Origin of the sequence: Pseudomonas marginalis, from assembly GCF_001645105.1 — a bacterium.
GTDB lineage: Bacteria > Pseudomonadota > Gammaproteobacteria > Pseudomonadales > Pseudomonadaceae > Aquipseudomonas > Aquipseudomonas petroselini.
Genome location: NZ_LKEG01000038.1, coordinates 119,822 through 131,809 on the forward strand (window position 1 = coordinate 119,822; position 11,988 = coordinate 131,809).

The following is an 11,988-nucleotide window of genomic DNA, read 5'->3' on the forward strand; positions in this document are numbered from 1 at the left end:
GGCGCCGGCCAAGGGGATAACCTAAACAGAAGGAGATCCATCATGGCTTTCAACATGCGCAACCGCAGCCTGCTCTCGCTGATGCACCACACTACCCGCGAGCTGAACTACCTGCTGGACCTGTCCCGCGACCTCAAGCGCGCCAAATACACCGGCACCGAGCGTCCGCACCTGCAGGGCAAGAACATCGCGCTGATCTTCGAAAAAACCTCGACCCGCACCCGCTGCGCCTTCGAAGTGGCGGCCCATGACCAGGGCGCCCACGTCACCTACATCGACCCGGTGTCGTCGCAGATCGGCCACAAAGAAAGCATGAAAGACACCGCCCGCGTACTGGGCCGGATGTTCGACGCCATCGAATACCGTGGCTTCGAACAGGAAATCGTCGAAGAGCTGGCCAAGTTCGCCGGCGTGCCGGTGTTCAACGGCCTCACCGCCGAATTCCACCCGACCCAAATGATCGCCGACACCCTGACCATGCGCGAGCACAGCGACAAACCGCTGCATGACATCAGCTACGCCTACCTGGGCGATGCGCGCTACAACATGGGCAACTCGCTGCTGATGATCGGCGCCAAGCTGGGCATGGACGTGCGCATCGGCGCGCCGAAAGCCCTGTGGCCGCACGAGGATTTCATCAAGCAATGCCAGGCGTTTGCCGAGGAAAGCGGCGCACGTATCACCATCACCGAAGACCCGAAGGAAGCGGTCAAGGGCGTGGACTTCATCCACACCGATATCTGGGTGTCCATGGGTGAGCCGGTGGAAGCGTGGGACGAGCGCATCGAGCAACTGCTGCCGTACCAGGTCAACGCCAAGATGATGAAAGCTTCGGGCAACCCTCGGGTGAAGTTCATGCACTGCCTGCCGGCCTTCCACAACAGCGAAACCAAGGTGGGCAAGGACATCGCCGCGCGTTATCCGAACCTGGCCAATGGCGTGGAAGTGACCGAGGAAGTGTTCGAATCGCCGGCCAATATCGCATTTGAGCAGGCGGAAAACCGCATGCATACCATCAAGGCGATTCTGGTGTCGGCGTTGGCGGATATCTAAATTTTAATGCCGGAACGCACTCAATGTGGGAGGGGGCTTGCTCCCGATGGCGGTGGTTCAGGTACAAATCTATCGCCTGACACACCGCCATCGGGAGCAAGCCCCCTCCCACAATGGGTCCGGTGTTCACAACGATGAATTCTAGAAGGATTGCATTATGCGCATCGTCGTAGCCCTGGGCGGCAACGCCCTGCTCCGCCGTGGTGAACCCATGACGGCGGACAACCAACGCGCCAATATCCGCATCGCCACCGAACAGATCGCCAAGATCCATGCCGGCAACGAGCTGGTGATCGCCCACGGCAATGGCCCGCAAGTCGGCCTGCTGTCGTTGCAGGCGGCGGCCTACACCCAGGTGTCGCCTTACCCGCTGGACGTGCTCGGCGCCGAGACCGAAGGCATGATCGGCTACATCATCGAACAGGAACTGGGCAACCTGCTGGACTTCGAAGTGCCCTTCGCCACCCTGCTCACCCAGGTCGAAGTCGACGCCAAGGACCCGGCCTTCCAGAACCCGACCAAACCCATCGGCCCGGTGTACTCCAAAGCCGAAGCGGAAAAACTCGCCGCCGAAAAAGGCTGGGCGATTGCACCGGATGGTGACAAGTACCGCCGCGTGGTCGCCAGCCCACGGCCCAAACGCATCTTTGAAATTCGCCCGATCAAGTGGCTGCTGGAAAAAAACGCCATTGTGATCTGCGCCGGCGGTGGTGGCATCCCGACGATGTATGGCGACGACGGTAAGCTCAAAGGCATCGAAGCGGTGATCGACAAGGACCTGTGCTCCTCCTTGCTGGCCGCGCAACTGGGCGCCGATCTGCTGGTGATCGCCACCGACGTCAACGCCGCGTTTATCGACTACGGTAAGCCGACCCAGAAAGCCATCGGCCAGGCCCACCCCGACGACCTGGAAAAACTCGGCTTCGCCGCCGGCTCCATGGGCCCCAAGGTCCAAGCCGCCTGTGAGTTCGCCCGCCAGACTGGCAAAACCGCCGTCATCGGTTCACTCTCGGACATCGAAGCCATCGTCCAGGGCAGCGCCGGCACGCGCATCAGCACGGCAACACCTGGCATCACCTATCTGTGAAGTAGAGGAGATACGCCTATGGCCACCTTTGAACCGGGTCACCTGCACGTTGAACGTCACGCGCTGAACAAGGATGACTACAGCTACAACCTGTGTATCGATTACGAAGTCAGCCAGGACCCCAAGGAAGGCAAGGGCATGCTGTTCAAGCTGCACGGCTCGGTGCAGGGCAAGGACCTCAAGGAAGAGTTCTTCTTGCCCAAGGACCAGGCATTCGACTTTGCCCGGCATGCGATGAACATCGCGCAGAAGTATGGGATGCCGAAGATTGCGGTACTCAATGGCTCGATGCACAAGCAGTACGACCAGATGTTCGAAGATGTGCGGCATCAGTTGGATGTGAAATCGGGTGACCCCATCAAACCTGAACACTTGGAATAACTGGCACAACCTGGCTTCAAATGTGGGAGGGGGCTTTTGTGGCGAGGGAGCTTGCTCCCGTTGGGGTGCGCAGCGCCCCAAATAGCCGACTCCAGCTTCGCTGTCGGACGGGAGCAAGCTCCCTCGCCACAGCAAGCCCCCTCCCACATTTTGATCTCCACCCTCTGCAAGGCATACTTGCTGCCTCTCGCGTCCCAGAATTGTCAGCAGCCCCATGCGTATCCACGTCAGCTTCATCGACCGCGTCGGCATTACCCAGGAAGTCCTGGCCTTGCTCGGTGGGCGCAATCTCAACCTGGATGCGGTGGAGATGGTGCCGCCCAACGTCTACATCGACGCGCCGACCCTGAGCGCCGACGTCCTCGAAGAACTGCGTGACGCGCTGTTCAGCGTGCACGGCGTGCAGGCGGTCACGGTGGTGGACATCCTCCCCGGCCAACGCCGCCACCTGCAACTCGACGCCCTGCTGGCCGCCATGACCGACCCGGTGCTGGCGCTGGACAGCGCGGGCAAGATCCTGCTGGCCAACCCAGCGCTGATCGCCCTGTACGGTCGCGAACCGGCCGGGGAAAGCATCAGCGAGCTGTTCAATGATCCGGCCCTGCTGGAGACCTTGTTGGAACAAGGCTTTCGCTTGCCGTTGCGAGAGATCAGCGTCAACGGCCAGACGCTGTTGCTGGACGCCACGCCGATTACCGACGCCGGCGCGCTGCTGACGCTCTATCAACCCAATCGCATTGGCGAACAACTCTCGGCGTTGCACCACGACCATGCCGAAGGCTTTGACGCGCTGCTCGGCGAGTCCCCGGTCATCCGCACCCTCAAGGCGCGCGCGCAGCGAGTGGCAGCGTTGGATGCACCGCTGTTGATCCAGGGCGAAACCGGCACCGGCAAGGAATTGGTCGCGCGTGCCTGCCACGCCATCAGCGCACGCCACAGCGCGCCGTTCCTGGCCTTGAACTGCGCGGCGCTGCCGGAGAACCTCGCCGAGAGCGAGCTGTTCGGTTATGCACCGGGCGCCTTTACCGGCGCGCAACGCGGTGGCAAGCCAGGGCTGATGGAGTTGGCCAACCAAGGCACGGTGTTCCTCGATGAGATCGGCGAGATGTCGCCGTACTTGCAGGCCAAGCTGCTGCGTTTTCTCAATGACGGCAGCTTCCGTCGCGTCGGCGGCGACCGTGAAGTGAAGGTCAATGTGCGCATCCTCAGCGCCACCCACCGTGACCTGGAAAAAATGGTCAGCGAGGGCACCTTCCGCGAAGACCTGTTCTACCGCCTCAATGTGCTTAACGTTGAAGTGCCGCCCTTGCGCGAACGCGGCCAGGACATCCTGCTGCTCGCCCGCTACTTCATGCAGCAGGCCTGCGCACAGATCCAGCGCCCGGTGTGCCGCCTGGCGCCCGGTACTTACCCGGCGCTGCTCGGCAACCGCTGGCCGGGCAACGTTCGGCAACTGCAGAACGTGATCTTCCGCGCCGCCGCCATCTGCGAAAGCAGCCTGGTCGACATCGGCGACCTCGACATCGCCGGCACCTCGGTGGCGCGCCAGGGCGACGGCGAAGTCGACAGCCTGGAACAGGCCATGGAAGATTTCGAACGCAGCCTGCTGGAAAAGCTCTACACCAGCTACCCCTCGACCCGCCAACTGGCCAGCCGGCTGCAGACCTCCCACACGGCGATTGCTCATCGCCTGCGCAAGTACGGCATTCCCTCCAACAAGCCCTGACTGCCTGGGTCGATAGAGGTCAAATGTGGGAGGGGGCTTGCCCCCGATAGCAGTGTGTCAATCAAAGCATCTCTAACTGACCCATCGCCATCGGGGGCAAGCCCCCTCCCACATTGGCAGCATTCCAAACATTGACCGCCTTCCAGGTTTTGGTCTGAGAACGACATCGGCTGTACTGAAAGCGCTACAGCGTAACGATATCGCTACAACCCTGTTTTTTGCGCGCCATGCAAGGCTTTGATCCACATAGGCTTTTTTTCACGCGCACGTGTGTAGCGAAATCGCTACAGCCAACCGTCATCTCGTCATCACCATTTTTTATAACTCACTGATTTATAAAGACTTAATAACCTTGGCCGCGATATTGCTAAGCAACTCCCCATTATTCCAATCCCGTCCACCAGACGAATCTGGCCCCGAGGAGTTTCCATGAGCGAGTTGCGTTTCACTGAAGATCACGAATGGCTGCGCGCCGAAGCTGACGGCAGCGTCACCGTGGGTATCACCGCTTTTGCGCAGAACGCGCTGGGTGATGTGGTTTTCGTGCAACTGCCGGAGTTGCAGGCCTACAACAAGGGCGCTGAAGCGTCCACCGTGGAGTCGGTCAAGGCCGCCAGCGGTGTGTACATGCCGCTGGACGGTGAAGTGCTCGAAGTGAACGACAAACTCGATGGCAGCCCGGAGCTGGTCAACGAAGACCCGATGGGCGAAGGTTGGTTCTTCCGCTTTAAACCCGCTGATGCCAGTGCAGTGGCTAAGCTGTTGGATCAGGATGCGTACGACCGCCTGATCAAAGCCAACGCTGAAGCTTGAGGAGCGCGCCATGACCGTTAATCTGACTACCGCCAACGAATTCATCGCCCGCCACATCGGCCCGCGCCAGGAAGACGAGCAACACATGCTCGCCAGCCTGGGCTTTGACTCCCTGGAAGCCCTGAGCGCCAGCGTGATCCCGGAAAGCATCAAGGGCACCAGCGTGCTCGGCCTGGAAGACGGCCTGAGCGAAGCCGAGGCCCTGGCCAAGATCAAGGCCATCGCCGGCCAGAACCAACTGTTCAAGACCTACATCGGCCAGGGCTACTACAACTGCCACACGCCGTCGCCGATCCTGCGCAACCTGCTGGAAAACCCGGCCTGGTACACCGCCTACACCCCGTACCAGCCAGAAATTTCCCAAGGCCGCCTGGAAGCGTTGCTGAACTTCCAGACCCTGATCAGCGACCTCACCGGCCTGCCGATCGCCAACGCCTCGCTGCTTGACGAAGCCACCGCTGCCGCCGAAGCCATGACCTTCTGCAAGCGCCTGAGCAAGAACAAGGGCAGCAATGCCTTCTTCGCCTCGATCCACAGCCACCCGCAAACCCTCGACGTGCTGCGCACCCGTGCCGAGCCACTGGGTATTGATGTGGTGGTGGGCGATGAGCGTGAACTGACCGACGTCAGCGCCTTCTTCGGCGCCCTGCTGCAATACCCGGCCAGTAACGGTGACGTGTTCGACTACCGCGCGCTGACTGAGCGTTTCCACGCTTCCAACGCCTTGGTCGCGGTGGCCGCCGACCTGCTGGCCCTGACCCTGCTGACCCCGCCGGGTGAGTTCGGTGCCGACGTGGCCATCGGCAGCGCGCAACGCTTCGGCGTGCCGCTGGGCTTTGGTGGCCCGCACGCGGCGTACTTCTCCACCAAGGATGCGTTCAAGCGCGACATGCCGGGCCGTCTGGTCGGCGTCTCCGTGGACCGTTTCGGCAAGCCGGCCCTGCGCCTGGCCATGCAGACCCGCGAGCAACATATCCGTCGCGAGAAAGCCACCAGTAACATCTGCACCGCCCAAGTGCTGCTGGCCAACATCGCCAGCATGTACGCCGTGTACCACGGCCCCAAAGGCCTGACGCAGATCGCCCAGCGCATTCACCAGCTGACCGCGATCCTGGCCAAGGGCTTGACCGCCCTGGGCCAGAAGGTCGAGCAGGAACACTTCTTCGACACCCTCACCCTCAACACCGGCGCCAACACCGCCACCCTGCACGACAAGGCCCGCGCCCAGCGCATCAACCTGCGTGTCGTGGACGCTGAGCGTCTGGGTGTGTCGGTGGACGAAACCACCACACAGGCCGACATTGAAACCCTGTGGGCGATCTTTGCCGACGGCAAGGCCTTGCCTGACTTCGCGGCCAACGTGGACAGCACCCTGCCGGCAGCGCTGCTGCGCCAGTCGCCGATCCTCAGCCACCCGGTGTTCAACCGCTATCACTCCGAAACCGAGCTGATGCGTTACCTGCGCAAGCTGGCCGACAAAGACCTGGCGCTGGACCGCACCATGATTCCGCTGGGCTCGTGCACCATGAAGCTCAACGCCGCCAGCGAAATGATCCCGGTGACCTGGGCCGAGTTCGGTGCCCTGCACCCGTTCGCTCCGGCCGAACAAAGCGCCGGCTACCTGCAACTGACCTCGGACCTGGAAGCCATGCTCTGCGCGGCCACCGGTTACGACGCGATCTCGTTGCAACCTAACGCCGGTTCCCAGGGCGAGTACGCAGGCCTCTTGGCCATTCGTGCCTATCACCAGAGCCGTGGCGAAGAACGTCGCGACATCTGCCTGATCCCGTCGTCGGCCCACGGCACCAACCCGGCCACCGCCAACATGGCGGGCATGCGTGTGGTGGTGACCGCTTGCGATGCGCGTGGCAACGTCGATATCGAAGACCTGCGCGCCAAGGCCATCGAGCACCGCGATCACCTCGCCGCGCTGATGATCACCTACCCGTCCACCCACGGCGTGTTCGAAGAAGGTATCCGCGAAATCTGCGGCATCATTCACGACAACGGTGGCCAGGTGTACATCGACGGCGCCAACATGAACGCCATGGTCGGCCTCTGCGCACCGGGCAAGTTCGGCGGCGACGTGTCCCACCTGAACCTGCACAAGACCTTCTGCATTCCTCACGGCGGTGGCGGCCCGGGCGTTGGCCCGATTGGCGTCAAGTCGCACCTCACGCCGTTCCTGCCGGGCCACGCCGCCATGGAACGCAAGGAAGGCGCGGTATGCGCAGCGCCGTTCGGCAGCGCGAGCATCCTGCCGATCACCTGGATGTACATCAGCATGATGGGCGGCGCGGGGCTCAAGCGCGCTTCGCAGCTGGCGATCCTGAATGCCAACTACATTTCCCGTCGCCTGGAAGAGCACTACCCCGTGCTGTACACCGGCAGCAACGGCCTGGTGGCGCACGAATGCATCCTCGACCTGCGCCCACTCAAAGACAGCAGCGGCATCAGCGTAGATGACGTGGCCAAGCGCCTGATCGACTTCGGCTTCCATGCGCCGACCATGTCGTTCCCGGTTGCCGGCACGTTGATGATCGAGCCGACCGAAAGCGAATCCAAGGAAGAACTGGACCGCTTCTGCGACGCCATGATCGCCATCCGCGAAGAAATCCGCGCGGTGGAAAACGGCACCCTGGACAAGGACGACAACCCACTGAAGAACGCCCCGCACACCGCCGCTGAATTGGTCGGTGAGTGGTCGCACCCGTACAGCCGTGAACAGGCGGTATACCCGGTAGCTTCGTTGATCGAAGGCAAGTACTGGCCGCCGGTGGGCCGGGTCGACAACGTGTTTGGCGATCGCAATTTGGTGTGTGCGTGCCCGTCGATCGAGAGCTACGCATAACTTAAGGATGTACTGGGTACAAATGTGGGAGGGGGCTTGCCCCCGATAGCGGTGGGTCAGAGACAGATGAGCTGACTGGCACACTTTCATCGGGGGCAAGCCCCCTCCCACACTTGACCAAGGCGACCTCCAGAAAATAATAAGGAACCGGAGAACAACTCATGTCTTTAAGCGTGTTCGACCTGTTCAAGATTGGCATCGGCCCCTCCAGTTCCCACACCGTGGGCCCGATGCGCGCCGCCGCCCGATTCGTCGAGGGCCTCAAGCGTGACAACCTGCTGAGCACCACCACCGCCATCAAGGTGGAACTCTACGGCTCGCTCGGCGCCACCGGCAAAGGCCACGGCAGCGACAAGGCCGTACTGCTTGGACTGGAAGGCGAACACCCGGACACCGTGAATACCGAAACCGTGGCAACGCGCCTGGCGCAGATGCGCAAGGACGGCCGCCTGAATTTACTCGGCGAACACAGCATCGCGTTCAGCGAGAAAGAACACTTGGCGATGATTCGCAAACCCCTCGCCTATCATCCCAACGGCATGATTTTCCGCGCCTTCGACGCCGCCAATATCCAGATCCGCAGCCGCGAGTACTACTCGGTGGGCGGCGGTTTTGTGGTGGATGAAGACGCCGCCGGCGCCGACCGGATTGTCGAAGACGCCACGCCATTGACCTTTCCCTTCAAGCACGCCAAGGACTTGCTGGGCCATTGCACCACTTACGGGCTGTCCATCAGCCAGGTGATGCTGACCAATGAAAGTGCCTGGCGCCCGGAAGCGGAAACCCGCGCCGGCCTGCTGAAGATCTGGCAAGTGATGCAGGACTGCGTGGACGCAGGCTGTCGCAATGAAGGGATTCTGCCTGGCGGCCTGAAGGTCAAGCGTCGCGCTGCGGCGTTGCATCGCCAGCTGTGCAAGCACCCGGAATCGGCGCTGCGCGACCCACTGTCGGTGCTGGATTGGGTCAATCTGTACGCGCTGGCGGTCAACGAAGAAAACGCCAACGGCGGGCGCGTGGTCACGGCGCCCACCAACGGTGCGGCCGGGATTGTGCCGGCGGTGCTGCATTACTACATGCGCTTTATCCCCGGCGCGAACGAAGACGGCGTGGTGCGCTTCCTGCTCACCGCCGCCGCCATCGGCATTCTGTACAAGGAAAACGCGTCGATCTCGGGTGCCGAAGTCGGCTGCCAGGGTGAAGTCGGCGTGGCCTGTTCCATGGCCGCCGGCGCGCTGTGCGAAGTCTTGGGTGGCAGCGTTTCCCAGGTGGAAAACGCCGCCGAAATCGGCATGGAACACAACCTCGGCCTCACCTGCGACCCGATTGGCGGGTTGGTGCAGGTGCCCTGCATCGAGCGCAATGCGATGGGCTCGGTCAAGGCGATCAATGCGGTGCGCATGGCGCTGCGTGGCGACGGGCAACACTTCGTCTCGCTGGACAAGGTCATCCGCACCATGCGCCAGACCGGCGCCGACATGAAAAGCAAATACAAGGAAACCGCCCGTGGCGGTTTGGCGGTCAACATTATCGAGTGCTGACGCCTAACGGCGCGCCAGCACGTTTTTCAGGAGCTGAATATGTCCACCGAAACCCTGTTGAAAACCCCTCTGCACGCCCTGCACATTGAACTGGGCGCGCGCATGGTGCCCTTCGCCGGCTACGACATGCCGGTGCAATACCCACTGGGCGTCATGAAGGAACACCTGCACACCCGTGATCAGGCCGGGCTGTTCGACGTGTCCCACATGGGTCAGATCCGCCTGACCGGCGCGAATGCCGCCAAGGCCCTGGAAACCCTGGTGCCGGTCGACATCATCGACCTGCCGGTAGGCATGCAGCGCTATGCGATGTTCACCAACGCTCAGGGCGGCATTCTCGACGACCTGATGGTGGCGAACCTGGGCAACGACGAACTGTTCCTGGTGGTCAACGCCGCCTGCAAGGACCAGGATCTGGCGCACCTGCGTCAGCATATCGGCGACCAGTGCAGCATCGAGCCGTTGTTTGAAGAGCGCGCCTTGCTGGCGCTGCAAGGCCCGGCGGCGGTCAAGGTGCTGGCCCGCCTGGCACCGGAAGTCACCCAGATGACGTTTATGCAGTTCGCCTCCCTGCGCCTGCTGGGCGTGGACTGCTATGTCAGCCGTTCGGGCTACACCGGTGAAGACGGCTTCGAAATCTCAGTACCGGCCGCCAACGCCGAAAGCCTCGCCCGCAGCCTGCTGGCCGAGACCGAAGTGCAGGCCATCGGCCTGGGCGCCCGCGATTCGTTGCGCCTGGAAGCGGGCCTGTGCCTGTACGGCCACGACATGAACACCGACACCACGCCGATCGAAGCCAGCCTGCTGTGGGCGATCTCCAAGGCCCGTCGCGCCGATGGCGCACGTGCCGGTGGCTTCCCGGGTGCCGACACGATCTTCACCCAGCAGCAAGCCGGTGTGAGCCGTAAACGTGTAGGGCTGTTGCCACAAGAGCGCACGCCCGTGCGCGAAGGCGCGGAGATCGTCGACGCCGACGGCACAGTGATTGGCAGCGTATGCAGCGGTGGTTTCGGTCCGACCCTCGGCGGCCCGTTGGCAATGGGTTATCTGGACAGCGCATTCATCGCACTGGACACCGAAGTCTCTGCGTTGGTGCGTGGGAAAAAGGTGCCACTTCGTGTAAGTAAAATGCCATTTGTACCGCAACGTTACTTCCGTGGCTGATTGACTGTTTCTATAAGTAACGCGGATGCGTTAACGTGCACTAATCTGTAACGCAACCGCCATAAAACAGTGCACTGTCGATAGTCTTTGTTATAGGGCTCAACCTATAACAAGTGACCAACTCTATCGAATAAGTCTGATCCACAACATTCATACAAGTGTCATTAGCCCCAGCAAAAGCTGGGCTTTTGGCAGGACTTGTTTTTTCTCTGTTAGTTGGCGTAGAGTTTGACCACTGTGTTTGCATGGGTCGCTTGGAACCTGGACCTGGGCAGTAGCTGAAGTAGTTGTGCTACAACCCGTTCGACGTCTCTTACTTTCCTGCAACCCAGCCCAGTACTCTTTCATTCGAAAGGGGCTGTCATTAATTTTTAGCGTCAAAGGAAAGAAGAAATGTCGACACGTCAGAGCGGTACCGTCAAGTGGTTTAACGACGAGAAAGGGTTTGGTTTTATCACTCCAGAAAGCGGTCCGGATCTGTTCGTGCATTTCCGCGCTATTCAAGGCAACGGCTTCAAGAGCCTGAAAGAAGGCCAGAAGGTGACCTTCGTTGCCGTGCAGGGTCAAAAAGGCATGCAGGCTGATGAAGTAATCGCAGAAGCCTGATCCTTCCCTGCGACAAAAAGCCCCTGATGCTGACATCAGGGGCTTTTTTATGCGCGTTTGCTCGTAAAATGGCTTTTTTCATAAGAGAGCCCTGCCATGCCGAAACCCCTGCTGAGCCCCCAAGGCGAGTTCCCCGCCGTTGGCCTGGGCCGTCGCCTGGCAGCGATGTTCTATGACTTCCTGTTGTGCACTGCCCTGCTGATTGTCACTGCGTTTATCTACAAGCTGGTCTGGATCGCGTTTGTTGGCGAGGCCAAGATGCGCACCCTCACCGAATCCGGTGCGCTGGACGGCGACCCGTTGCTGTCGACGATTCTGTTGTTTGTGCTGTTTGGCTTCTTTGCCAAGTTCTGGACCCATTCCGGCCAGACCCTGGGCATGCAGGTGTGGGGCGTGCGCGTACAGAACGCGGACGGCTCGCGGATCAGCCTGTGGCAGGCGCTGTTGCGCTTTGTGGTGGCGATCGCGTCGTGGTTGTGCGTGGGGCTGGGATTTATCTGGTCGCTGTTTGATAAGCGCAAACGCAGCTGGCATGACATCTATTCGGATACGCAGTTGGTGCGGATTCCGAAACAGAAGAAATAACGCCCTGACGAGTGGAAATCAACATGTGGGAGGGGGCTTGCTCCCGATAGCAGGGGATCAGTTGCAGATGAGCTGACTGACACTCCGTTATCGGGAGCAAACTGAACTGGCCTAATGATTTTGGACACTTCAATCGGGCGCTATGATAGCGCTCAAATCTGAGGTGTTTGGATATGCGTAAATC

10 protein-coding genes are annotated in these 11,988 nt (G+C 61.0%); all 10 read left to right on the forward strand.

Annotated features, from left to right (window positions below):
• Positions 1–42 precede the first annotated feature (42 nt).
• The 10 genes from AO064_RS14075 to AO064_RS14120 all read left to right on the forward strand — a co-directional run bounded on the left by AO064_RS14075 (position 43) and on the right by AO064_RS14120 (position 11,804).
• Positions 43–1,053 carry an ornithine carbamoyltransferase gene (locus AO064_RS14075; protein WP_015885593.1) on the forward strand — a complete coding sequence of 337 codons (1,011 nt, stop codon included), beginning with the start codon at positions 43–45 and terminating at the stop codon, positions 1,051–1,053.
• Positions 1,054–1,210: 157 nt separating this feature from the next.
• Positions 1,211–2,140, forward strand: a complete 930-nt coding sequence (arcC, locus tag AO064_RS14080) for a carbamate kinase (protein WP_064053728.1) — start codon at positions 1,211–1,213, stop codon at positions 2,138–2,140.
• 18 nt (positions 2,141–2,158) lie between these two features.
• Positions 2,159–2,521, forward strand: a complete 363-nt coding sequence (locus tag AO064_RS14085) for a DUF5064 family protein (protein WP_015885595.1) — start codon at positions 2,159–2,161, stop codon at positions 2,519–2,521.
• A 214-nt stretch (positions 2,522–2,735) separates the two neighbouring features.
• Entirely contained in the window at positions 2,736–4,247 is a 1,512-nt protein-coding gene (locus AO064_RS14090) for a sigma-54-dependent transcriptional regulator (RefSeq protein WP_064053729.1), read from the forward strand.
• Between the two features lie 429 nt (positions 4,248–4,676).
• Positions 4,677–5,060 carry a glycine cleavage system protein GcvH gene (gcvH, locus tag AO064_RS14095; protein WP_064053730.1) on the forward strand — a complete coding sequence of 128 codons (384 nt, stop codon included), beginning with the start codon at positions 4,677–4,679 and terminating at the stop codon, positions 5,058–5,060.
• A 10-nt stretch (positions 5,061–5,070) separates the two neighbouring features.
• Positions 5,071–7,911: an aminomethyl-transferring glycine dehydrogenase gene (gene gcvP / locus AO064_RS14100; protein ID WP_015885598.1), complete on the forward strand. Its 2,841-nt coding sequence runs from the start codon at positions 5,071–5,073 to the stop codon at positions 7,909–7,911.
• A gap of 161 nt (positions 7,912–8,072) precedes the next feature.
• Positions 8,073–9,449, forward strand: coding sequence for an L-serine ammonia-lyase (locus AO064_RS14105; RefSeq protein ID WP_064053731.1), 1,377 nt, complete (start codon positions 8,073–8,075; stop codon positions 9,447–9,449).
• Between the two features lie 39 nt (positions 9,450–9,488).
• On the forward strand, positions 9,489–10,613 hold the full coding sequence (gene gcvT / locus AO064_RS14110; RefSeq protein WP_046035284.1) for a glycine cleavage system aminomethyltransferase GcvT: 1,125 nt from the start codon (positions 9,489–9,491) through the stop codon (positions 10,611–10,613).
• Between the two features lie 393 nt (positions 10,614–11,006).
• Entirely contained in the window at positions 11,007–11,219 is a 213-nt protein-coding gene (locus tag AO064_RS14115) for a cold-shock protein (RefSeq protein ID WP_007951194.1), read from the forward strand.
• Positions 11,220–11,315: 96 nt separating this feature from the next.
• Entirely contained in the window at positions 11,316–11,804 is a 489-nt protein-coding gene (locus AO064_RS14120; RefSeq protein ID WP_015885601.1) for an RDD family protein, read from the forward strand.
• Positions 11,805–11,988 lie beyond the last annotated feature (184 nt).

Excerpts from the sequence above, each read along its gene's own strand:
- AO064_RS14120 (WP_015885601.1), top strand. The coding sequence starts at position 11,316 with ATGCCGAAACCCCTGCTGAGCCCCCAAGGCGAGTTCCCCGCCGTTGGC.
- AO064_RS14105 (WP_064053731.1), top strand. The coding sequence starts at position 8,073 with ATGTCTTTAAGCGTGTTCGACCTGTTCAAGATTGGCATCGGCCCCTCC.
- AO064_RS14090 (WP_064053729.1), top strand. The coding sequence starts at position 2,736 with ATGCGTATCCACGTCAGCTTCATCGACCGCGTCGGCATTACCCAGGAA.
- gcvT (WP_046035284.1), top strand. The coding sequence starts at position 9,489 with ATGTCCACCGAAACCCTGTTGAAAACCCCTCTGCACGCCCTGCACATT.
- AO064_RS14075 (WP_015885593.1), top strand. The coding sequence starts at position 43 with ATGGCTTTCAACATGCGCAACCGCAGCCTGCTCTCGCTGATGCACCAC.
- gcvP (WP_015885598.1), top strand. The coding sequence starts at position 5,071 with ATGACCGTTAATCTGACTACCGCCAACGAATTCATCGCCCGCCACATC.
- AO064_RS14085 (WP_015885595.1), top strand. The coding sequence starts at position 2,159 with ATGGCCACCTTTGAACCGGGTCACCTGCACGTTGAACGTCACGCGCTG.
- arcC (WP_064053728.1), top strand. The coding sequence starts at position 1,211 with ATGCGCATCGTCGTAGCCCTGGGCGGCAACGCCCTGCTCCGCCGTGGT.
- AO064_RS14115 (WP_007951194.1), top strand. The coding sequence starts at position 11,007 with ATGTCGACACGTCAGAGCGGTACCGTCAAGTGGTTTAACGACGAGAAA.
- gcvH (WP_064053730.1), top strand. The coding sequence starts at position 4,677 with ATGAGCGAGTTGCGTTTCACTGAAGATCACGAATGGCTGCGCGCCGAA.